The sequence below is a fragment of the Nocardioides sp. Soil774 genome, from assembly GCF_001428125.1.
Taxonomy (GTDB): Bacteria; Actinomycetota; Actinomycetes; order Propionibacteriales; family Nocardioidaceae; genus Nocardioides.
Genome location: NZ_LMSM01000001.1, coordinates 409,266 through 430,219, shown reverse-complemented (window position 1 = coordinate 430,219; position 20,954 = coordinate 409,266). Strand labels below are relative to the sequence as shown.

22 protein-coding genes and 1 tRNA gene are annotated in these 20,954 nt (G+C 72.3%); 5 read left to right on the top strand and 18 right to left on the bottom strand.

Annotation, left to right across the window (positions count from 1 at the left end):
- Positions 1-31: 31 nt before the first annotated feature.
- The 3 genes from ASG76_RS02115 to ASG76_RS02105 are packed head-to-tail and all read right to left on the bottom strand — an operon-like array spanning position 32 to position 2,626.
- A complete protein-coding gene (locus tag ASG76_RS02115; protein WP_056599289.1) occupies positions 32-811 on the bottom strand; it encodes a TSUP family transporter in 780 nt (259 codons plus the stop codon).
- Between the two features lies 1 nt (position 812).
- A complete protein-coding gene (locus tag ASG76_RS02110) occupies positions 813-1,235 on the bottom strand; it encodes a hypothetical protein (RefSeq protein ID WP_056599286.1) in 423 nt (140 codons plus the stop codon).
- Positions 1,232-2,626 (bottom strand): cystathionine beta-synthase, encoded by a 1,395-nt coding sequence (locus ASG76_RS02105; protein WP_056599283.1) that lies wholly within the window; start codon positions 2,624-2,626, stop codon positions 1,232-1,234. The genes ASG76_RS02110 and ASG76_RS02105 overlap by 4 nt, the downstream gene beginning before the upstream one ends.
- 40 nt (positions 2,627-2,666) lie before the next feature.
- Here ASG76_RS02105 and ASG76_RS02100 point away from each other — a divergent pair, with 40 nt between their 5' ends.
- Positions 2,667-3,707 carry an SGNH/GDSL hydrolase family protein gene (locus ASG76_RS02100; RefSeq protein WP_056599280.1) on the top strand — a complete coding sequence of 347 codons (1,041 nt, stop codon included), beginning with the start codon at positions 2,667-2,669 and terminating at the stop codon, positions 3,705-3,707.
- Positions 3,708-3,818: 111 nt separating this feature from the next.
- Here ASG76_RS02100 and ASG76_RS02095 read toward each other — a convergent pair whose 3' ends face one another.
- The 12 genes from ASG76_RS02095 to mfd all read right to left on the bottom strand — a co-directional run bounded on the left by ASG76_RS02095 (position 3,819) and on the right by mfd (position 15,070).
- Positions 3,819-4,670 carry a Bax inhibitor-1/YccA family membrane protein gene (locus tag ASG76_RS02095; RefSeq protein WP_056599277.1) on the bottom strand — a complete coding sequence of 284 codons (852 nt, stop codon included), beginning with the start codon at positions 4,668-4,670 and terminating at the stop codon, positions 3,819-3,821.
- Positions 4,671-4,862: 192 nt separating this feature from the next.
- Positions 4,863-4,936: transfer RNA gene (locus ASG76_RS02090), tRNA-Leu, on the bottom strand.
- Between the two features lie 19 nt (positions 4,937-4,955).
- Positions 4,956-5,513 (bottom strand): peptide deformylase, encoded by a 558-nt coding sequence (gene def, locus ASG76_RS02085; RefSeq protein WP_056599274.1) that lies wholly within the window; start codon positions 5,511-5,513, stop codon positions 4,956-4,958.
- Positions 5,514-5,521: 8 nt separating this feature from the next.
- Positions 5,522-6,040: a glycine cleavage system protein R gene (locus ASG76_RS02080; RefSeq protein WP_056599271.1), complete on the bottom strand. Its 519-nt coding sequence runs from the start codon at positions 6,038-6,040 to the stop codon at positions 5,522-5,524.
- A 4-nt stretch (positions 6,041-6,044) separates the two neighbouring features.
- Complete coding sequence (locus tag ASG76_RS02075; protein WP_056599268.1) at positions 6,045-6,875, bottom strand: uracil-DNA glycosylase; 831 nt, start codon at positions 6,873-6,875, stop codon at positions 6,045-6,047.
- The gene (locus tag ASG76_RS02070) at positions 6,872-7,804 is read right to left on the bottom strand and encodes a Ppx/GppA phosphatase family protein (protein WP_235529371.1); all 933 of its coding nucleotides are present in this window, start codon (positions 7,802-7,804) and stop codon (positions 6,872-6,874) included. Before ASG76_RS02070 ends, ASG76_RS02075 begins: the two co-directional genes overlap by 4 nt.
- 5 nt (positions 7,805-7,809) lie before the next feature.
- Positions 7,810-8,337, bottom strand: a complete 528-nt coding sequence (locus tag ASG76_RS02065; protein ID WP_056599265.1) for a DUF501 domain-containing protein — start codon at positions 8,335-8,337, stop codon at positions 7,810-7,812.
- Complete coding sequence (locus ASG76_RS02060; protein WP_056599262.1) at positions 8,334-8,963, bottom strand: FtsB family cell division protein; 630 nt, start codon at positions 8,961-8,963, stop codon at positions 8,334-8,336. The genes ASG76_RS02065 and ASG76_RS02060 overlap by 4 nt, the downstream gene beginning before the upstream one ends.
- 18 nt (positions 8,964-8,981) lie before the next feature.
- A complete protein-coding gene (gene eno, locus ASG76_RS02055; RefSeq protein ID WP_056599259.1) occupies positions 8,982-10,259 on the bottom strand; it encodes a phosphopyruvate hydratase in 1,278 nt (425 codons plus the stop codon).
- 154 nt (positions 10,260-10,413) lie between these two features.
- The gene (locus ASG76_RS02050; RefSeq protein WP_056599255.1) at positions 10,414-10,818 is read right to left on the bottom strand and encodes a MazG nucleotide pyrophosphohydrolase domain-containing protein; all 405 of its coding nucleotides are present in this window, start codon (positions 10,816-10,818) and stop codon (positions 10,414-10,416) included.
- Complete coding sequence (locus tag ASG76_RS02045; protein WP_056599252.1) at positions 10,818-11,498, bottom strand: hypothetical protein; 681 nt, start codon at positions 11,496-11,498, stop codon at positions 10,818-10,820. Before ASG76_RS02045 ends, ASG76_RS02050 begins: the two co-directional genes overlap by 1 nt.
- A 2-nt stretch (positions 11,499-11,500) precedes the next feature.
- A complete protein-coding gene (gene mfd / locus ASG76_RS02040) occupies positions 11,501-15,070 on the bottom strand; it encodes a transcription-repair coupling factor (RefSeq protein ID WP_235529370.1) in 3,570 nt (1,189 codons plus the stop codon).
- 202 nt (positions 15,071-15,272) lie between these two features.
- On the opposite strand from mfd, the gene ASG76_RS02035 reads away from it, so the two are divergent.
- Both ASG76_RS02035 and ASG76_RS02030 read left to right on the top strand, forming a co-directional pair.
- Positions 15,273-15,992: a hypothetical protein gene (locus tag ASG76_RS02035; protein ID WP_056599249.1), complete on the top strand. Its 720-nt coding sequence runs from the start codon at positions 15,273-15,275 to the stop codon at positions 15,990-15,992.
- A gap of 92 nt (positions 15,993-16,084) precedes the next feature.
- A complete protein-coding gene (locus tag ASG76_RS02030) occupies positions 16,085-16,765 on the top strand; it encodes a hypothetical protein (RefSeq protein WP_056599246.1) in 681 nt (226 codons plus the stop codon).
- Between the two features lie 31 nt (positions 16,766-16,796).
- On the opposite strand, the gene ASG76_RS02025 is transcribed toward ASG76_RS02030, so the two are convergent.
- From ASG76_RS02025 to ASG76_RS02015, 3 genes are read right to left on the bottom strand one after another with little or no spacing between them, the layout of a single operon-like run.
- Positions 16,797-17,195, bottom strand: a complete 399-nt coding sequence (locus tag ASG76_RS02025) for a VOC family protein (RefSeq protein WP_056599243.1) — start codon at positions 17,193-17,195, stop codon at positions 16,797-16,799.
- A gap of 13 nt (positions 17,196-17,208) precedes the next feature.
- On the bottom strand, positions 17,209-17,979 hold the full coding sequence (locus ASG76_RS02020; protein WP_200948027.1) for a 3'(2'),5'-bisphosphate nucleotidase CysQ: 771 nt from the start codon (positions 17,977-17,979) through the stop codon (positions 17,209-17,211).
- A gap of 10 nt (positions 17,980-17,989) precedes the next feature.
- Entirely contained in the window at positions 17,990-18,766 is a 777-nt protein-coding gene (locus ASG76_RS02015; protein WP_082587175.1) for a helix-turn-helix transcriptional regulator, read from the bottom strand.
- Between the two features lie 434 nt (positions 18,767-19,200).
- Here ASG76_RS02015 and ASG76_RS02010 point away from each other — a divergent pair, with 434 nt between their 5' ends.
- Positions 19,201-20,154: a sensor histidine kinase gene (locus tag ASG76_RS02010; protein WP_157558891.1), complete on the top strand. Its 954-nt coding sequence runs from the start codon at positions 19,201-19,203 to the stop codon at positions 20,152-20,154.
- Positions 20,129-20,815, top strand: coding sequence for a LuxR C-terminal-related transcriptional regulator (locus tag ASG76_RS02005; protein ID WP_056599233.1), 687 nt, complete (start codon positions 20,129-20,131; stop codon positions 20,813-20,815). The genes ASG76_RS02010 and ASG76_RS02005 overlap by 26 nt, the downstream gene beginning before the upstream one ends.
- Positions 20,816-20,954 lie beyond the last annotated feature (139 nt).

The window sequence follows — 20,954 nt, the reverse complement described above, 5'->3', positions numbered from 1 at the left end:
GTGGAGGCTACCGCCCCGCCCCTCGCCCGGCTCACCACCAGCCGAGCAGCTGCCCACCGAGTCGTACGACGAAGCCGGCGACCACCACGAGGAAGAAGATCCGGACGAACCGCGCGCCGCGTGCCATGGCCAGCCGGGCGCCGAGGTAGCCCCCCGTGATGTTGGCCGCCGCCATCGGCAGGGCCAGGTGCCACAGCACCGCGCCCTGCGGGACGAAGACGACCAGCGCGGCGAGGTTGGTGGCCCAGTTGGCCAGCTTGGCCTTGGCGGAGGCCTCGAGGAAGTTGTAGCCCAGCAGCCCGACGAGGGCGAAGACCAGGAACGAGCCGGTGCCGGGCCCGATCGCGCCGTCGTAGAAGCCGATCGTCACGCCCGTGAGCACCACCGCGGTCAGGTGCTGCCCGCCCTGGAAGCGCAGCCGGGTCAGCTCGCCGACGCTGGGCCGGGCCCAGACGTAGCCGCCGACCACCACCAGCACCATCAGGATGATCGGGTCGAACGCGCTGCGCGGCAGCAGGGATGCGACCAGGGCGCCACCGACCGAGCCGGTGAACGCCGCCGCCATCAGCGGCAGGAACGTCCGGGGGTCGGGCCGGATGCGACGGACGTACGTCGCCGCGCTGATGGACGTGCCGCAGAAGGAGGCGAGCTTGTTGGTCGCCGCGATCTGCACGACCGACGCGCCGGGCAGGCCGACGAGGAGGGCGGGCAGCTGCACCAGTCCCCCGCCCCCGACCACCGCGTCGACGAACCCGGCCACCATGGCCGCGCCGACGAGGAAGAGGACGACCTCGAGCGAGAGGTCCCCCACGTCAGCGGACGAACTCCTGCACGACGACGGCGTCGTAGTCGGTCGGCATGACCGCGCCGAGACCGGGGCACTCGAACTGCTCGGACTTGTCGCGCTGCATCTTCCCGGCCGAGCAGTTGACCGTCGCGACCGGGTCGCCGTCGGAGGAGAACACCATCTGGAACAGCGCTGCGCGCTCCTCGTCGAGGTCGTTGGTGATCGTCCCCCTGACGTCGGGGGTCGTCACCTCCTCGGCGCCGGCGGAGCGCTTGACGCCGGTGAGCGTCCAGCCCTTGTCGACGGAGAAGCCGTTCCACTCGAAGGCCTTGCCGACCTCCACCTCGACGGGATCGGTGCTCGCGGCCTCGTCGCCGCACGCAGCGAGCGCCCCGAGGAGGACGGGGAGGCAGGCGAGGGCGACCAGGCCCCGGGCCGGCCGCCTCACGACGCGGCCACGAAGGTCAGCAGGTCCTGTCGGGTGAGCACGCCGACGGGCTTGCCGTCCTCGTGCACCAGCACGGCGTCGGCCTTCTCGAGCAGGCTCACCGCGTCGGCGGCAGCCTCGGTCGAGCCCACTGTCGGAAGGGCGGCGGACATGTGGTCCTCCACCCGGTCGGTGAGCTTGGCGGTGCCGGTGAACAGCGCGTCGAGCAGCGTGCGCTCCGACACCGACCCCGCGACCTCCGCCGCGACGATCGGCGGCTCGGCACGCACGACCGGCATCTGGCTGACGCCGTACTCCTGCAGGATGTGCACCGCTTCGGCGATGGTTTCGCCGGGGTGGGTGTGGACCAGGTCCGGCAGTCCGCCGGTCTTGGCGCGCAGCACCTCGCCGACGGTGCGGTGGTCGGCCTGCGAACCGGTGGCGAAGCCGTACTGGGCGAGCCACTCGTCGTTGAAGATCTTGGTGAGGTAGCCACGGCCGGAGTCGGGCAGCAGCACCACCACGACGGCGTCGGTGCGGCCCTCGGCGACCAGCTCCTGGGCCACCTGCCGGGCAGCCCAGGCGGCCATGCCGCAGGACCCGCCGACGAGCAGCGCCTCCTCGCGGGCCAGGCGGCGGGTGAAGGCGAAGGAGTCGGCGTCGGAGACCTCGATGACGCGGTCGGCGACCGAGCGGTCGTAGGTCTCGGGCCAGAAGTCCTCACCGACGCCCTCGACGAGGTAGGGGCGGCCGGTGCCGCCGGAGTAGACCGAGCCGGCCGGGTCGGCGCCGATGACCTGGATGTCGGGGTTCTGCTCCTTGAGGTAGCGACCGACGCCGCTGATCGTGCCGCCGGTGCCCATGCCGCACACGAAGTGAGTGATCCTGCCCTCGGTCTGCTCCCAGATCTCCGGACCGGTGGTCTCGTAGTGCGAGCGCGGGTTGTGCGGGTTGGAGTACTGGTCGGGCTTCCACGCGCCGGGCTGCGCGGCGAGACGGTCGCTGACGTTGTAGTAGGAGTCGGGGTGCTCCGGCGCGACGGCGGTCGGGCAGACCACGACCTCGGCGCCGTAGGCCTTGAGCACGTTGCGCTTGTCCACGCTGACCTTGTCAGGGCACACGAAGACGCACTTGTAGCCCTTCTCCTGCGCCACCATCGCCAGGCCGACGCCGGTGTTGCCCGACGTGGGCTCCACGATCGTGCCGCCCGGCTGGAGCTCGCCGGAGGCCTCGGCGGCCTCGATCATGCGCGTGGCGATGCGGTCCTTCACCGACCCGCCGGGGTTGAGGTACTCCACCTTCGCCAGGACCAGCGGACCGTCGGCTGCGGTCTCCGGGAGGTCCAGGGTCCGGCCGAGCCGGACGAGCGGGGTGTTGCCGATGAGGTCGAGGACGGAGTTCACGTACTGCACCCGGTCAATCTAGCTGTCTACCAGTCCGTAACATGAAGTTGTGGGGGCAACTGGAGCAGCACGCAAGCTGGCATCGGCCGCAGCGCTGGGCGGCGGCGGACTCTCCGTGCTCGGCGCCGGGCTCTACGGCGTGCTGGTCGCCGAGGCGCGGATCGCGCGGCGCGTCATCGGCAACGCCACCGACTCACCCCCCGACGCCACCGGGTGGTACGGCCGCGGTCGTCCGGGCCCGGCCATCCGCATCGCCCTGCTCGGCGACTCCAGCGCCGCCGGCTACGGCGTGCAGCGCGTCGAGGACACCACCGGCGCCCACCTCGCGACGGGCATGGCCGCCCAGGCCGACCGGCGGGTGCACCTGCGCTCCTTCGCCGTCGTCGGTGCCCAGTCCAGCCAGCTCGCCGACCAGGTCGACGCCGTCATCGGCACCCACCCCGACCTCGCCGTCGTGCTCATCGGTGCCAACGACGTCACCCACACCGTCCTGCCCTCGGCGTCGGTGCGTCACCTGGCCGAGGGCGTACGCCGCCTGCGCGAGGCCGGCATCGCCGTCGTCGTCGGCACGTGCCCCGACCTCGGCACCATCCGGCCCATCCCGCCGCCGCTCAAGCAGGTGGCGCGCGAGTGGTCGCGTCGGCTCGCCGCCGCGCAGACGATCACGGTGGTGGAGAACGGCGGGCGGTCGGTCTCGCTGGGCGACATCCTCGGCCCCGAGTTCGACGCGGCACCCGCGCTCCTCTTCGGCCCCGACCGCTTCCATCCCTCGGCCGACGGCTACCGCCAGCTCGCGTCGGTGCTGATCCCGTCGTGCCTGGCCGCGCTCGACCTGCTCCCCGAGGACGAGGCGCGCCCCGAGCCGCTGCGGCGCGAGGGCATCCTCCCCGTGGCCGCTGCGGCGGTGCGCGCCGCGCGCGTGCCGGGCACCGAGGTCGACGGCACCGAGGTCGGCGGCAACCAGCGCGGCCTGCGCGGGCGCTGGGTCGAGCTGCGCCACCGTCGCCGCCGTCCCTCGACCGAGGCCGAGTCGCCCGACGAGCACGAGGACTCCGAGGCGGGGGCCGACCCCGCCGCGAGCGGTGCGTGAGGCGAGTTCTACCGGCGGAAAACCCGCCTCACGCACCGCCGGTCCCGGACATGACGCCGGCCCGCCCGAGCTGAGCTCGAGCGGGCCGGCGGAGGCGTTCAGGCGTGCTGGTCAGTCGCCACGGATGATGGCGAGGATGCGCAGCAGGTTGGTGTAGATCCAGACCAGGCTGACGGTCAGGGCGAAGGCCGCGCGCCACGACTCACGCTCGGGGAGGCCGGCGGCGACGCCCTGCTCCACGAAGTCGAAGTCGAGGATCAGCATGAAGATGCCGAGGACGAGGCCGGCGACGGCGAAGAGGAAGCCGATCGGGCCGTTGCCGTAGAGCGGCGACTGGACGCCGAAGAGGCTCAGCACCAGCGACAGCAGTCCCAGGCCCACCATGCCGAACATGCCCGCGATGACGCCGCGGCGGAACTTGTCACCCACCTTGATGTCGAGGAACTTGTAGGCGGCCAGCGTGCCCGCGAAGGCCGCGAACGTGCCGAGGACGGCGCTCATCACGATGCCGGGGTACTGCGCCTCGAACAGCGCGCTGATCGCGCCGAGCGCGACACCCTCGGCGACCGCGAACGCCATCACCAGGGCAGGGCTGATGACGCGCTTGAACGAGTTGACGAGCGAGAGGATGAACGCACCGCCCGCACCGACCGTCGCCAGTGCGCCGATCCGGCCCAGGTCGGCGGTCTCGGTGACGTCGCCGACGTACCACCAGGTGACGAAGGCGGCGGCGAAGACGAGGAGGATCGAGACGGCCGTCTTCTGGACGACCGAGTCGACCGTCATCCGGCCCTGGTCGAGCTGGCCGGGCGTGCCGGTGCCCCAGGTGGCGGGGTCGGAGCCGGTGTCGCCGTAGCCGGGGTAGGCAGCGCCGCCACCGGAGTAGGTCTGGTTGCCGTAGGCGTTCGACGAGGCGCGGTTGAACTCCTCGGAACGGGTGAACACGGGGTTGTTGCTCTTCATGGTCTCTCCTTGGAGGCCGCCCCGGGGTCTCCGGGGCTCCGACGCCGTCGCGGTGACGGCGCCTGTCGCGTCACACCACTCTAGCCGGGGTGACACCTGTTCAAACGTGCGCGGAGAGGGGCCTGTTCCCGTCACAGCAACTTCTCAGGTTGGTTGCTACCAAAGGTGGAGACGCGCGCTGGCGGACAGGAGTGCCCCGGCTGGGGCTCGAACCCAGACTGCGCGGTTTTTAAGACCGCTTCCTCTACCGATTGGGATACCGGGGCGGGCGACCTGCGGAGCAGGTCAGAGGTAGGTCTTGCGAGCGTAGACGGCGTGCGCGCCGGCGGCGCGGTCCAGGAAGAGCAGGCCGTCGCAGTGGTCGATCTCGTGCTGGAGCGCCCGCGCCTCGAATGCCTCCGCCTCGAGCTCGACCTCCTCGCCGGTGCCGGGCAGCTGACCGCGTACGACGACACGGCTGGGGCGCTTGACGTCACCGGTGAAGTCGGGCACCGACATGCAGCCCTCGCGGGCCTTCTCGTTGCGGCTGCCCGACACGACCTCGGCGTTGCAGAGCACGAACGTGCCGTGGTGCTCGCGGGTCTTGGGGTGCTCGGAGACGTCGACGCAGAAGACCTTCACGCCCACACCGACCTGCGGCGCGGCGAGCCCGACGCAGCCGGGCGAGACGCGCATCGTGGCGACGAGGTCGGCGGCGAGCGCGACGACCGCGGGGTCGGTCGGGTCGACGTCGGAGCCGCGGGCCGACAGCACGGGGGCGGGAGCGCGTACGACCTCGCGCAGCGCGCCGGGCACGCCGAGCTCGGCCTCGGTCCAGTCGCGGACCCGGGGGTTCGTCGTCATCGCGCGGCTCAGAGCTCGTCGGTCTCGGCCGCGCGCAGCGTCACGCCGACGCCCAGGTCGGCGGCGACCGCGGCCAGGTCGCGCTCCACCGCGGACGAGTCCGCGCCCGCCGGCAGGTCCACCTCGGCGACGAGCAGGTAGAGCTCGCCGGCCAGGCGGGTGGTGAGGTCGGTGATGTTGCCGCCCACCCCGGCGATGACCTTGACGACGGCCGACACGATGCCGGGACGGTCGCCGCCGTGGACCGACAGGATCCACGACGTGCCGGCGGGCGCCGGGGCCTCCTCGGCGGGCACCTCGCGCACCGTCACGGTCAGCGTGCCGTCGGCGGCGAGGGGCGCGAGCGCCGTCTCGATCTCGTCGTCGCTCGCGGTGCCCGCGCAGATCAGCGTCATCGCGAAGTGACCGCGCAGCAGCGTCATCGTGGAGTCCTCGAGGTTGAGGCCCAGGCCCGCGAGCCGGTCGGTGGTCTCGGCGATGATGCCGGGACGGTCGTGGCCGAGGACGGTGATGGCGTGGAGGGTCACGGCCTCATTGTGTCAGCGCGCGGGCGCGGGCGAAGACCTCGTCCGTCATCTCGGCGGTGAGCCGCCGGGTGTAGGTGTTGTGCGGCGAGGGGTGGTAGCACCCGATGAGGGTGACCGCGCCGAGCGAGAGCTCGACGCCGTGGGCGAACTTCGGCTTGCGCGACGGCGCCTCGGCGCCGGCCGCCACCAGGGAGCGCACCGCGCCGTCCCAGCCGAAGGACCCCAGCGCGACCACCGCACGCACGCTCGGCAGCAGCGCGAGCTCGGCGGCGATCCAGGGGGCGCACGTGTCGCGCTCCGCCGGGGTCGGCTTGTTGTCGGGCGGTGCGCACCGCACCGTGGCGACCATCCGCGCGTCGAGCAGCCGCTGGCCGTCGCCCGCGTGGTGGCTGGCGGCCTGCGCGGCCCACCCGGTGCGGTGCAGGCTCGCGAACAGCCAGTCGGCGCTCGGGTCGCCGGTGAAGATCCGGCCCGTCCGGTTGCCGCCGTTGGCGGCGGGCGCGAGGCCGACGATGAGCAGCGACGGGTCGGGGTCGCCCCAGCCGGGGATCGGGCGCCCCCAGTAGGGCTGGTCGGCGAACGACGCGCGCTTCTCGACCGCCACGCCCTCGCGCCACGCCACCAGCCGCGGGCACGCCGAGCACACGCTCACCCGGGCGTCCAGCTCGGCCAGGCCGACGTCGGCGGCGAGACGGCGTACGTCGTCGGGGTCGCGCGCGACGGGCGTCTCGGCCCTCGCGGGGTCGTCGGGCCAGCCGGTCCCGGCGGGCACCGGGCTCGGGAACTCCCGGCCCGTCACCGGGTGCGGCAGCGCCCCACGCTCCTCGGCCGTCATCGCCCGATGGCGCCGGCGATGCCGTGGAGGATGTCGGCCTCGGAGACGACGTGGTCGGGCACCGGCACCCGCGCCAGGATGCGGCTCCAGATGAGGCCACCGGCGCCGATCACGTCGGCCCGGCCCGGGTGCATGTAGGGCAACGCCCGGCGCTGCTCGGCCGTCATCGCCAGCAGGCGGTCGACGAAGGACATCGTGCGGTCGTTGGACAGCACCGCGTGGTCGAAGGCCTCGCGGTCGTAGGAGCCCAGCGCGAGCACCCCGCAGGCGAGCGTCTTGATGGTGCCCGAGGTGCCGATCACCGTGCGGGTGCGGTCGAGCGGGATCCGGGAGTCGTCGAGGTGCCGGTCGATGTCGGCGACGCACGCCGCGACCTCGGCGCGGGTGGGCGGGTCGCCGAGGAGGTGGCGCTCGTGCAGGCGCACCGAGCCGATGTCCATCGACGTGGCGCGCCGGTCGGCGCCCTCCCCCAGCACCAGCTCGGTCGAGCCGCCGCCGATGTCGACGACCAGCACGGGCTCGGGCGGCGCGGGGTGCTGCGCGGCGATCGCGCCGGCGAAGACGAGCGCCGCCTCCTCCTCGCCCGACAGCACCTCGGGCTCCACGCCGAGGCGTCGTCGTACGCCCTCGCGGAACACCGCGGCGTTGCCGGCGTCGCGGGTGGCCGACGTGGCGCAGAACCTCACCCGCTCCGGCGGCACGCCGTGCTCGCGGATCGTGCTCGCGATGTCGTCGACTGCGGCGAAGGTGCGCTCGAGGGCCTCCTCGGCGAGCACGCCGGTCGCGTCGACGCCCTGCCCGAGCCGGACGACCTCGGAGTCGCGCAGCACGACGTCGAGCGTGCCGTCGTCACGGACGCGGCCGACGAGCACCTTGATCGAGTTGGTGCCGCAGTCGACGGCCGCGACGAGCGCGGAGGAGGCGTCCACCGGGATCACTCCTGCTCGACGGTGACGCACGGGCCGGAGGCCCACCACTCGCCGATCAGGTCGAGGACCTCGTCGCCGAGCGGGTTGACGCCCCGCCCCATGGCCAGCGACTGCCCGGCCAGGACGTGCAGGCACTTGACGCGGTCGGGCATGCCGCCGGCGGAGATGCCCTCGATCTCGGGGACCTCGAGGCCGGCCCGCGCGCCGACCTCGGCGCGGTGCTCGAGGTAGCGCTCGTGCGCCGCGCGGTACGCCGCGGCCAGCTCCTCGTCGGTGCCGAGGCGCTCCTGCATCTGCTTCATCACGTGGGTGCCCTCGAGCGTGCCGATGCGCGAGGCAGCACGCGGGCAGGTGAGGTAGAAGGTCGTGGGGAACGGCGTGCCGTCGGGCAGGCGCGGCTCGGTCGTCACGACGTCGGGGTTGCCGCACGGGCAGCGATGGCCGACCGAGTCGATGCCGCGCGGGCGGCGCTTGAGCTGGGCACGGATCGCGGCCTCGTCGGCCGGGTCGATCCGGGAGGGGGTGTCGGTCACTGCTGGGTCTTCGTCCCGTCGATGAGGTCGGCCGGCTGCTGCTCCGGCGGGGGTGGGTTGCCGGCGAGCTCCATCGACTCCCACGCGGCGCTCCACCATGCCTTGGGCACGGTCCTGATCACCTCGTCGGGGTCGTTGAGCGAGGCCTGCGCCTCGAGCGGCTTGCCGTCGGGGCCGATCACCTCGAAGCCGGACTCGCCGGGCATCAGGTAGCCGAAGCGGGCCCGGGCCTGCGCCTTCACGAAGGCCGGGTCGTCCCAGCGTCGCTTCTCGCGCTCGAGGGCGTCGATGCTGGACTCGCGCTCGGCGATCTGGGCCTTGAGGTCGCCGATGTGCGAGCGCTGCTGGAGGTAGGCGCGCAGCGACGAGGCGTAGGACACCGTCAGCACCGCGAGCACGAGCACGAGCACGGCCGCGCGGCCGGTGAACCTCGGTCGGCGCGCGGTCGCGCGTGCGACCGGACGCTCCCCGGTCGAGGTGTCACCGGGGCGGGGCGACGGCGTACGCGCCCCGGCCGCGCGCGGTCGTGGACCACGGCTGCCGGGGTGCGTCGAGCTGCTCTGCCGGGGGCCGCGAGGCCCGCTGCCGCCGGGCCCGCTGCGAGGCGTACGTCGCTGGGAACCCATGCGGCCCAGTCTGCCTGCTCAGCCGCCGAATCGCGGGAAGGCACCCCGGCCGGCGTAGCGAGCCGCGTCACCGAGCTCGTCCTCGATGCGCAGCAGCTGGTTGTACTTCGCGACGCGGTCGGAGCGGGCGGGTGCGCCGGTCTTGATCTGGCCGCAGTTGGTGGCCACGGCGAGGTCGGCGATCGTGGTGTCCTCGGTCTCGCCGGAGCGGTGGCTCATCATGTTGCGGAAGCCGTTGCGGTGGGCGAGCTCGACGGCGTCGAGCGTCTCCGACAGCGAGCCGATCTGGTTGACCTTGACCAGCATCGCGTTGGCCTGGCCGCCGTCGATGCCGCGCTGCAGGCGCTGGACGTTGGTGACGAACAGGTCGTCGCCGACGATCTGGGTCTTGTCGCCGAGCTCGTCGGTGATCGCCTTCCAGCCGGCCCAGTCCTCCTCGTCGAGCGGGTCCTCGATGGAGACGATCGGGTAGGACGAGACGAGGTCGGCGTAGTAGGCGACCATCTCGTCGGTGCCCTGCTTCTTGCCCTCGAAGGTGTACTTCTTCTTGTCGAAGAACTCACTGGCCGCGACGTCCATCGCGAGCGCGATGTCCTTGCCCAGCGTGAGGCCGGCGGCCTTGACCGCCTCGGCGATCAGGTCGAGCGCCGCACGGTTGCTCTCGAGGTCGGGGGCGAAGCCGCCCTCGTCGCCCAGGCCGGTGGACAGGCCCTTCTTCTTCAGCACCGACTTGAGCGCGTGGTAGACCTCGGCGCCCTGCTGGAGCGCCTCACGGAAGGTCGGCGCGCCGATCGGCGCGATCATGAACTCCTGCACGTCGACGTTGGAGTCGGCGTGGGACCCGCCGTTGAGGATGTTCATCATCGGCACGGGCAGCAGGTGGGCGTTGGGGCCCCCGACGTAGCGGAACAGCGGCAGGCCGGCCGACTCCGCCGCGGCCTTCGCGGTGGCCAGCGAGACGCCGAGGATGGCGTTGGCGCCGAGCTTGGCCTTGTTGTCGGTGCCGTCGAGGTCGAGCATCACCTGGTCGACGAGGCGCTGGTCGTCGGCGTCGAGGCCGATCACCGCACCCGAGATCGTGTCGATGACGCCGGCGACGGCCTTCTGCACGCCCTTGCCGAGGTAGCGCTTGCCGCCGTCGCGCAGCTCGACGGCCTCGAACGCGCCGGTGGACGCCCCGCTGGGCACCGCCGCGCGACCGAACGCCCCGTCCTCGAGAAGTACCTCCACCTCGACGGTGGGGTTGCCGCGCGAGTCGAGGATCTCGCGGGCGCCGACTGCGGCGATGATCGACATGGAAGGCTCCTGGTGCAGGCGACGTGGGACAGCCGCCAGCCTAGCGACGTACGACCCCGGCGTCGCCGGGTGTCCGGCGCTCTTCCACACCCTGCCCGGTAGTCCGCATCAAATGGCTTCTCCGAAGAGGCAGGCACAAGTCGATTGATGCGGACTATCCCCGCGCGGAGCGATCGCCTGTCGCCTCAGCCTTCTCGGCGGCCTTGGCGGCGTTCCAGAGCGTGAGCACCTCGGCGGCGTCGTGCGCGACGGCGTCGCCGAAGACGTGGGGGTTGCGCCGCTCCATCTTCGCGATCACCCCGCGCGCGACGTCGTCGAGCGTGAAGTCGCCGGCCTCCTCGGCGATGACCGCGTGGATGACGACCTGGAGCAGCAGGTCGCCGAGCTCGTCGCACAGCGCCGCGGGGTCGCCCGACTCGATGGCCTCGACGACCTCCTCGGCCTCCTCGCGCACGAAGGGGATCAGCGAGGTGTGGGTCTGCTCGCGCTTCCAGGCGCACTCGCGGCGCAGCAGGCGCATCTGCTCCGCGAAGGCCTCCAGCGGCGAGCCCTCGGGCATCAGCCGCAGCGGTGGGTGAGCGGCAGGGAGCGCGCGAAGGCGGAGTCTGGCTCGGTCGCGAGGCCCGCCTTCGCGGTCTCGCCGACGGCCACCGAGGTGTTGGTGTCGATGGGCTTCAGCACGCCGTCGACGCTCTCGAGCCCGTAGCGCGGGTCGATGTCGATGCCGTTGGCGTCGGGCCACTGGTTGAAGACGTCGACGCCGGCCTGCGTGACCTGCTCGGTCGAGGGGTCGGTGACGCCGCGCTCGTCGAGGACGATCTTGCCGATCTGGTTGACGATGTCGGTGGCCAGCGCGTTGGCGGAGGTGAGCTCGACATAGGTGTCCTGCACCTCGGCCGGCATGGTGGCGGCCGTACGACGACGCTGCGCCACGTCGTTGCGATAGCTCGAGCCCGGCTCGATGCCGTAGTCGTCGGCGATCTCCATCGCCTGGGCACGCAGCGTCATCAGCTGCACGGTGCCCTGGCGCACGAAGCTCATCGGCAGCACCGTGTTCTGCGACGCGAACTGGTCGCCGAGGGCCGTGCACATCCGGCTCGCGGCCGCGTCGACGTCGCGCACCGTCAGCTCCTGGTCGCCGACCTTCACCGCGACACCCGGCGCCGCGCTGCCGCAGCTCGACAGCAGCAGGGCGCACAGACCCGTCGTCGCGGCTGTCATCAGGCGGGTCTTGCTCACGGTCACTCCTTGGTCGAGGTGGCGGGCGCTGCGGCCGGGGCCGGCACGTCGATGATGTCGTCGATCACGCTGCGGGCCCATTCAAGCAGGGCGACTCCCGCCAGCGGCTGCACGGGGAACCCGGACGACTGCGGCCGCGGCACCAGGATGGTGCTGACCGGTGCCTTGACGATGCTGCGCGGGTGCAGCCGCTGGAGGCGTACGACGCGCGACTCCGGCAGGTCGACCGGCGCGAACCGGACGTACTTGCCGGCCACCGTCACCTCTCCCACCCCCGTCTGGCGGCACCGGGCGCGGAACCGCGCCACGGCCAGCAGGGACTGCACGACCTGGGGCGGGTTGCCGTAGCGGTCGAGCAGCTCGGCGTTGACCTCGTCGACGTCGGCGTCGGTGCGCACCTCGGCGAGGCGCTTGTAGATCTCCAGGCGCAGGCGCTCGCTGGGGATGTAGTCGTGCGGGAGGTGGGCGTCGACCGGCAGCTCGATGCGCACCTCGGCCGCCTCCTCCTCACCGCCGCCCTTGAAGTCGGCGACGGCCTCCCCGACGAGGCGGACGTAGAGGTCGAAGCCCACGTCGGCGATGTGGCCCGACTGCTCGCCACCGAGCAGGTTGCCGGCGCCGCGGATCTCGAGGTCCTTCATCGCGATCGCCATGCCGCCGCCGAGGTCGGAGTGCTGGGCCAGCGTGGCGAGCCGCTCGTGGGCGGTCTCGGTCAGCGGCTTCTCGGCCGGGTAGAGGAAGTAGGCGTAGGCCCGCTCGCGCGAGCGCCCGACACGACCGCGCAGCTGGTGCAGCTGCGAGAGGCCCAGGGTGTCGGACCGCTCGATGATCATCGTGTTGGCGTTGGACACGTCGAGGCCGCTCTCGACGATCGTCGTGCAGACCAGCACGTCGAAGCGCTTCTCCCAGAAGTCGAGCATGACCTGCTCGAGCGCGTGCTCGCCCATCTGGCCGTGGGCGGTGGCCACCCGCGCCTCTGGCACGAGCTCCTTGATGCGGGCCGCGGCCTTCTCGATCGACTGCACCCGGTTGTGGATGTAGAAGACCTGGCCCTCGCGCAGCAGCTCGCGGCGCACGGCCGCGACGACCTGGCGGTCCTCGTAGGCGCCGACGTAGGTCAGCACCGGGTGGCGCTCCTCGGGCGGCGTGGTGATCGTCGACATCTCGCGGATGCCGGTGACCGCCATCTCGAGGGTGCGCGGGATCGGTGTGGCGCTCATCGACAGCACGTCGACCGACGTGCGCATCCGCTTCATCTGCTCCTTGTGCTCGACCCCGAAGCGCTGCTCCTCGTCGACGATGATCAGGCCGAGGTCCTTCATCTTGATCTCGGGGTTGAGCAGGCGGTGGGTGCCGACCACGATGTCGACCGAGCCGTCGGTGAGGCCGGCGATGACCTCCTTGGCCTCCTTGTCGGTCTGGAAGCGCGAGAGGCCCTTGATGACGACCGGGAAGCCCGACATCCGCTCGGAGAAGGTGGACATGTGCTGGGTGACCAGCAGCGTCGTCGGCACCAGCACCGCGACCTGCTTGCCGTCCTGCACGGCCTTGAACGCCGCCCGCACCGCGATCTCGGTCTTGCCGTAGCCGACGTCGCCGCACACGAGGCGGTCCATCGGGACGACCTGGCGCATGTCGGCCTTGACCTCGTCGACCGTGGTCAACTGGTCGACGGTCTCGGTGAACGGGAAGGCGTCCTCGAGCTCGCGCTGCCACGGGGTGTCGGGGCCGTAGGCGTAGCCCTTGGTCGCCTGGCGCGCGGCGTAGAGCTTGATGAGCTCGGCCGCGATCTCGCGCACGGCGCGGCGCGCCTTGTTCTTGCGCTTGGTCCAGTCGCCGCCACCGAGGCGGTCGAGGCTGGGGTTCTCGCCGCCGACGTAGCGGGTGACCTGGTCGAGGGTGTCGGCCGGCACGTAGAGCATGTCGTGGGGGCCGCCGCGCTTGCTGGGCCCGTACTCCAGGACGAGGTACTCCCTCACCGCGCCGCCGATCTCGCGCTGCTTCATCTCCACGAAGCGGCCGACGCCGTGCTGCTCGTGGACGACGTAGTCGCCGGCCTTGAGCTCGAGCGGGTCGATCTGCTTCTTGCGGCGCGCCGGCATCTTCCGCATGTCGCGGGTCGAGGCCTTCTGGCCCGACAGGTCGTCACCGGTGACGACCGCGACCTTGGCCTCGTCGTCGACGAGCCCGTGCACGACGTGGCCGCACGTGACCGTGACGACGCCCGGGCCGGCGGCCTCGCCCTCCTCGACCAGACGGGCCGCGACCTCGTGCTCGCCCAGCAGCTCGACGAAGCGCTGGGCCGGTCCGTGGCCGGCGTGGACCACGACGACCTCCATGCTCTCGTCGAGCCAGGCGCGGATGTCGGTGATCGCCTGCTCGAGGTCGCCGCGGTAGGCCTCGGCCGGGTGCGTGGGCAGCGTCCGGCTCGGGACCCCGGCCGTCTCGGCGTCGGGGACGTCGTCGGTGTCGATGCCGAACGGGCTGACCGACCACCACGCGTGGCCCAGGCCGATCGCGTGCTCGCGCACCTCGGCCATCTCGCGGTAGGACGCCGCGCCCAGGTCGATCGGCGACGTGCCGCCGCCCGCCGCGGCCGCCCACGACGCGCCGAGGAACTCCTCGCTCGTCGCGACCAGGTCGTGCGCGCGGGCGCGGGCGCGCTCGGGGTCGAGCACCAGCACGGTCGTGTCGGTCGGCATCAGGTCGACCAGCAGCTCCATGCCGTCGACGAGCACCGGGGCCAGTGACTCCATGCCCTCCACCGCGATGCCGGCGGCCATCTTGTCGGTGAGCTCGAGCAGCTGGGGGTGGGTGCGGCCGAGGTCGGCGGCGCGACGGCGTACGTCGTCGGTGAGCAGCAGCTCGCGGCACGGGGGCGCCCACAGGCGCGGCACGGTCTCGAGCGTGCGCTGGTCGGCGACGGAGAACGCGCGGATCTCCTCGACGTCGTCGCCCCAGAACTCCACGCGCAGCGGGTGCTCCTCGGTGGGCGGGAAGACGTCGACGATGCCACCGCGCACGGCGAACTCGCCGCGACGCTCGACCATGTCGACCCGCGTGTACGCCGCCTCGGCGAGGCCGCGCACGACGTCCTCCATGGCGCGCGCGTCGCCGGGCACCAGCTCGACGGGGTCGATGTCGGCCAGACCGGGGACCTGCGGCTGGAGCAGGCTGCGGATGGGCGCCACCACCACCTTGAGCGGCCCGTTGGCGGCGTCAGTGCCGGGGTGGCGCAGCCGGCGCAGCACGGCGAGGCGCCGACCGACCGTGTCGCTGCGGGGGCTGAGCCGCTCGTGCGGCAGGGTCTCCCAGCTCGGGTAGTAGGCCACGGTGTCGGGGTCCACCAGGTCGCCGAGCTCCTCGACCAGGTCCTCGGCCTCGCGGGAGGTGGCGGTCACGGCCAGCACGGTGCGGCCACGCTCGACCAGGCCGTGGACGACGAACGGTCGCATGGCGGCCGGGCCGGTGAGGTCGAGCGCCGACATCACCGCGGCGTCGGCGAGCGCGGTGCCCAGGGTGGGCGCGGAGACGATGCGCCGGGCGACGGCAAGCAGGGGCGTGGACGGCACCGGGATCCCTTCGAGAGCACGCGGACGAGCCCCCACGACGACGGAGGTGGGGGGAGGGTGAAAGTCTACGGGCGCTGCCCGACACGGGCACGCGGGGGACGAGGGGTTTGTCCCACGCGTCGCAGGGGTAGCAACCACCTCAACGGCTCGCGTCCACGCACGGGCCGACGCAGCACGTCCACAGAAAAGGAACACACGGGGAATGCACATCACTCGTCTCGTGGCCGGCACCGTCACTGCCGGCCTGCTCGGCCTCACGCCGATCGCCGTCGCCGCGCCCAGCCAGGCCGCCGACACCTGGTCCACCACCACCACCGCCACGCCCGACGACGCCGTCGTGACCTACGGCGACGAGCTCTACGTCAACGTCGACGTCGCCGGCTCCGACGGCCTCGGCCCGAGCTCGGGCACCTCGACGCTCTACGCGATGGAGGCCGGCTCCTCGGCCTGGGTCCCGGTGGCCACCGGCGCCTACCCGGGCTCCGACTTCTACCCGGTCAAGCCGCGCATGACGACCACCTACAAGGTCGTCTTCAACGGCTGGACCGAGCCCGTCCAGACCGCCTACAGCGACAACTACACGCCGAGCGAGTCGCTCCCGTTCACCGTCGCCGTGCAGCGCAACGTGAAGATCGACAACGCCAAGGCCCGCCTCACCATCAAGGGCAAGATCAAGCCTGACTACAAGCGCAAGAAGGTCAAGGTCCAGATCAAGAAGGGCAAGCGCTACGTCAAGTTCAAGACGGTGAAGACGACCAGTCGCAGCACCTTCCAGGTGCGCCTGCCCGCGCCCCGTCGCGGCGGCAAGCTCTACTTCAAGATCACCGTCCCGGGCAACGCGCAGTTCGTCCAGTACAGCGAGGTCTGGTACACCTACAGCTACCGCACCACCGCTTCTCCGCGCGTCGCCGCGCTGGGCTGACGACACCGGTCACGCACCTCCCGACCGGCTCCGCCAGCACTGCTGGCGGGGCCGGTCGCAGCGTCTATGACGCGTCGGGAGGAACCGCCACGATGACCAGCAGCCGACCGGCCGCGCGCACGTTCGTCGCGGTGGCCTGCGCCGTCGCGGTCGGCGCGGTCTCCCTCGTCTCGGCACCCGGCTCGACCGCGTCGGACACACGCACGACCACGACGCTCGCCTCGCCAGGGGCGGGCGTCGTCGTGTTCGGCGGCACCGTCGACGTCGAGGTGAGCGTCGACAGCCCGAGCGGCCTCGCCCCCACCGCCGGCACCTCCACGCTCCTGGCCCTGGAGTCCGGCAGCACCGAGTGGGTCGAGGTGGCCACCAGCACCTCCCCGGGCGCCGACTTCCTCGACGTCCGACCGTGGATGAACACGACCTACAAGGTGGCCTACTCCGGGTCGTCCGACACCGGCAACGGCGACACCTGGGCCGCCAGCGAGTCCGAGCCGTTCACCATCGGGGTCAAGCGCCGCATCGTGCACCCCACCACCGGTTTCGACCTGGGCGGGCGGGTCACCCCCCGCTACGGCCGCAAGGTCGTCGTGGTGCGCGCGAGCCGGGACAAGGCACGGGGTTACACCGTGGTGAGGACGGTCCGCACCGACGGCCGCGGCCGCTACTCCTACGTGCTGCCCAAGCAGCGCGGCACGTGGTACTGGATCCTCCGGGTCAAGGGCGACGCCAGCTATCGCGGCAACGCCTTCGCCTACCAGACCAACGTCTTCTGAGGCGCCCCGACCTCGGGCGAGCGCCCGGGCCTCACGGGCCCGCGTCGACCTCGGCCTGCGAGCGCAGGACGCAGAACTGGTTGCCCTCGGGGTCGGCGAAGACCACCCAGCCGGTGCCGGGGCCGTACTGGCCGCGCTGGTCGGCGACCTGCGTCGCGCCCAGCGCGAGCACGCGCTCGACCTCCTCGTCGCGGCTGCCCTCGCGCGGACGCAGGTCGAAGTGGATCCGCTTGGCCGGGAGCTCGACGTCGGGCACCTCGATGAACAAGATGGCGTGCCCGGACCCGGGGTCGAGGATCATGCACTCCTCGTGACCGGGCTCGTTGGGGTCACCCTCCACGTCGACGTAGCCGAGCAGCGCCTTCCACCACTCCGAGAGCTCGAAGGCGTTGCGGCAGTCGACGGTCGTGTGCGAGACGAAGGAGGTCATGGCCAACCCCTGCTCAGTCGGTGCCGTGGCGGCGTACGAAGTCGACGATCGCCTCGGCCAGCTCCGGACGGCACACGATGAGGTCGGGCAGGGAGGTGTCGTCCTCGTTGTAGACCAGGGGTGAGCCGTCGACGCGGCTGCAGTGCAGGCCCGCGGCCCGGGCGACCGCGACGGGCGCGGCGTTGTCCCACTGGTACTGGCCACCGGCGTGGACGTAGGCGTCCGCGACGTCGCGGACCACGCTCATCACCTTCACGCCCGCGCTGCCCATCGGCACGAGCTCGGCGTCGAGCTCGGCGGCCAGCGCCTCGACGAAGGCCGGCGGGCGGCTGCGGGAGACGGCGATGCGCGGGCGGGACGAGGTGCGCGGCGGCACCACGCTCGGGCGACCGGTGCTGAAGGTCTCCCCCAGCGCCGGCTGCGCGACCGCACCGGCCACCAGGTCGCCGTCCTGCCAGAGCGCGACGTGGACGGCCCAGTCGTCGCGCGGCGGCTCGGAGAACTCGCGGGTGCCGTCGAGCGGGTCGATGATCCACACCCGGTCCGCCGTCAGACGGGACTTGTCGTCGGCCGCCTCCTCCGACAGCACCGCGTCGCCGGGGCGGTGCTCGGCCAGGACCCGGACGAGCTCGGCCTGGGCGGCGGCGTCCCCGGCGTCCTTGAGGGCCTTGCCCTCCAGCCGCTCGGCCTCGGCGCCGGCGCGTACGTCGAGGAGCACGCTGCCGGCACGTTCGGCCGCCCAGACGGCGAAGGCGTGGTCGTCGAGCGTGGTGGGATCCATCATGGGCGTCACCCTATCGACGCCACTGCCTCCGCGACTCGCCCACCGGTGCCGCACGCGGACGGGGCACCAGGTCGTCGGCGGGGTCGCCGGACTGGTAGACCCGGCGCAGCATCGCCACGGCCTCGAGCTGGGTGCGGGCACCGAGCTTGGCGCGCAGCGCCTTGACGTGGCTGCGGACCGTCCCGACCGTGACCCCCATCGCGTCGGCCACCGCAACGACCCGGTGCCCTGATGCGAGGAGCTCGAGGACCCGCATCTGCTGGGGTGACAGCGTCCGCATCAGCGCGATCAGCTGTCGGCGGCTGTCAAGGGCCTGCACCCAGGCCGCCCTGACGGCGAGCCGGCGGTCGGGGTCCATCAGGGTGCTGCCCGTCAGGAGGCGGTCGACCACCTCGAGGAGCTGGCTGATCGAGGTGGTGCTCGTGACCACGTCGACGGCGCTGCCCTCCAGGAGCCCGCCCCACCACACGGCGGTCGAGCCCGGTGCCACGACGGCGACCCGCACGTCGCCGGCCTCCACCAGCCTGCTGACCTCCTCGACCACGGTGAAGCTGTCCTCGCCGTCGAAGATGGCCACCACGAAGGTCGTGCCGCCGGCGTCGCGGCTCGCGCGCGCCTCCTGCGCGACCGTCTCCCAGGCGTGCACCTCCACGTCCCTGCCCGCCGAGGCGAGCGCTGCGGCCACCGCCTGCGCGACCAGCAGGTGGGGGGAGACGATCCACGCAGTGACGGCCCCGGGCGGCCTCACCGCTGCCGGGGCACCACCAAGAACTGCTGCACCACCCATCCCTCCTCCTCCGGTCCGAGATGCGACAGACCATTGCCGCCGAGGAGGCCGTCCGGTGCCGACACGGCCCAAGGTGCACCGAATTGGGGACGCGGCGGCCCCGTCGGCGCCCGGGCGCCGTCGTACGTCTTGCGGCACGCTCTTGTGCGTCGGTGGCGGCTGCGTGGCAGGAGCCTCAGGTGCTGCTTGACCAAGAATGAGTGAGGCCTGAACAGGGCGGACCAGACCGGCTTTGCCCCATTTGCGGTATGGGTCGCAGACTCGTTGCAGGCCCGGGGGGACGTGGCTTCACTGATCTCGGGTACCTGCTCGCACAGCGGGGTCCTGACCGGTCGCACGGGAGAGCACCGGTCCATGTCAGGGGAAGACACCGCACGTCAGCATCAGGGGGGATGGCCATGAGGCCGTTCGGGGGAGACACACATCATCGGTTCGTGGCACAGGTCGCTGGAGGGTGGGCGCCGCCGGGTCGCTGGCCAGGGTCGCCGGCCCGCTCGCAGCCTGCCGTCTGGTTGCTGGCCACCACCGCGGCCGTCCTCGGCACGGGCGAGCTGGCGCACGCCCTCGGGTGGACAGACGCGGCCGCACTGGCCCTGGTCGTCGTCGCCCAGAGCGTCGTCGGAGCCGCCTGGCTGGCCACCGCCGGGGCGACCCGCGAGCACGACCTCGTCGACGGCGACGCCCAGGTGAGGGCCGAGGTCGACCTGGTCCTCGAGGCGTCCAGGCGCGAGGAGCGCGAGCGCCTGCACGAGCTGCGCAGCACGATCGCCGGGCTGGTCAACGGCGCGGCGCTGCTCGACAACCCGGCGCTGGGCGACGACATCCGCCGGCACCTGTGCGAGTCGGTGCACCGCGAGCTGGAGCGCATGCAGCGCCTGCTGACCGGCGAGCACCAGACCACCGCCGACATCGACGTGGACCAGGCGCTGCAGATGGTCCTCGAGCTGCAGCGCCTCAAGGGACGCCACGTCGAGCTGCACACCGACGGCGGGACCGTGCGGGCGCGCTACGACGCGCTCGCCGAGGCGGTCAACATCCTCATGGACAACGCGGTCACCCACGGGGGCTGCCGCACGAGCCGCGTCGACGTCGTCCACCGCGACGGCGGCACGGTGGACATCACGGTCTCCGACGACGGACGCGGCATCGCCGAGGAGCAGCGCGAGCGGATCTTCGAGTGGGGGCACCGGGGTGCGGACTCCCCCGGCCAGGGCATCGGCCTGCACGTGGCCCGGCGCCTGATGACCGAGGACGGCGGGTCGCTGAGGCTGGCCGAGGCCCGCGGTCCGGGCTCCTCGTTCGTCATCTCGCTGCCTGCCCCCCGCTGCTCCCCCGAGGACGACACCACCGGCGAGGACTCCCATGTCGCATGGCGCCTCTCGAGCTGAGCACCGGGTCCTGATCCTCGACGACCACGTGCTCTTCGCCGAGGCCCTCGAGCTCGCCCTCTCCCTCGAGGGCTACGACGTACGCCGTCTCGAGCTGCCGCAGGAGGGCGGCTCGATGGCGACGCTGCGGTCCATGGCGCTGCGGGCCAACCCGCGCACCGTCATCCTCGACCTCGACCTCGGGCGCTTCGGCGACGGCGTCAACCTCATCGCCCCGCTCGCGCGGGCGCGGATCAACGTCGTGGTGGTGACCGCGTCCCAGGACATCGGGCGCTGGGGCGAGTGCATGCGGCTCGGGGCGCGCAAGGTGCTCACCAAGAGCGGCGCCCTCCAGCAGGCGCTGTCGACGGTCCGGCGGCTGCACCAGGGACTCCCGGTGGTGACCCGCGAGGAGCTGGAGGCCCTGCTCGACGCCTGGTCGAACCAGAGCCGGGTCGACGACGACATCCGTCGCCGCCTCGACCGGCTGACGCCCCGAGAGCGCCAGGTGCTGGGCTCGCTCATCGAGGGTCACACGGTGCGCGACATCTCCCAGGACAGCGTGGTCTCCGAGGCCACCGTGCGCACGCAGGTGAAGTCGATCCTCAACAAGCTCGAGGTGTCGTCGCAGCTGGCGGCAGTCGGCATGGCCAACCAGATCGGTTGGCGACAGGGCGCGTGAGCCAGGTCGGCCGTCGCCGGACCAGGCCGCGCTTGCGGCGACCGAGGTGGGGGGACCTCGGTCGCCGCCCACTGGTCGCCCCGCCCTCGGCCAACGAGGCGTGGGGGTCCTCGCATGGTGGGGGCACCGGCAACAAGGA

What these genes read in the sequence shown, in the direction of transcription:
- ASG76_RS02095 (WP_056599277.1), bottom strand. Translation starts at nt 4,670, where the DNA reads ATGAAGAGCAACAACCCCGTGTTCACCCGTTCCGAGGAGTTCAACCGC.
- def (WP_056599274.1), bottom strand. Translation starts at nt 5,513, where the DNA reads ATGACGACGAACCCCCGGGTCCGCGACTGGACCGAGGCCGAGCTCGGC.
- ASG76_RS02075 (WP_056599268.1), bottom strand. Translation starts at nt 6,875, where the DNA reads ATGACGGCCGAGGAGCGTGGGGCGCTGCCGCACCCGGTGACGGGCCGG.
- ASG76_RS02060 (WP_056599262.1), bottom strand. Translation starts at nt 8,963, where the DNA reads ATGGGTTCCCAGCGACGTACGCCTCGCAGCGGGCCCGGCGGCAGCGGG.
- eno (WP_056599259.1), bottom strand. Translation starts at nt 10,259, where the DNA reads ATGTCGATCATCGCCGCAGTCGGCGCCCGCGAGATCCTCGACTCGCGC.
- ASG76_RS02050 (WP_056599255.1), bottom strand. Translation starts at nt 10,818, where the DNA reads ATGCCCGAGGGCTCGCCGCTGGAGGCCTTCGCGGAGCAGATGCGCCTG.
- ASG76_RS02035 (WP_056599249.1), top strand. Translation starts at nt 15,273, where the DNA reads ATGCACATCACTCGTCTCGTGGCCGGCACCGTCACTGCCGGCCTGCTC.
- ASG76_RS02030 (WP_056599246.1), top strand. Translation starts at nt 16,085, where the DNA reads ATGACCAGCAGCCGACCGGCCGCGCGCACGTTCGTCGCGGTGGCCTGC.
- ASG76_RS02025 (WP_056599243.1), bottom strand. Translation starts at nt 17,195, where the DNA reads ATGACCTCCTTCGTCTCGCACACGACCGTCGACTGCCGCAACGCCTTC.
- ASG76_RS02020 (WP_200948027.1), bottom strand. Translation starts at nt 17,979, where the DNA reads ATGATGGATCCCACCACGCTCGACGACCACGCCTTCGCCGTCTGGGCG.
- ASG76_RS02015 (WP_082587175.1), bottom strand. Translation starts at nt 18,766, where the DNA reads ATGGGTGGTGCAGCAGTTCTTGGTGGTGCCCCGGCAGCGGTGAGGCCG.
- ASG76_RS02005 (WP_056599233.1), top strand. Translation starts at nt 20,129, where the DNA reads ATGTCGCATGGCGCCTCTCGAGCTGAGCACCGGGTCCTGATCCTCGAC.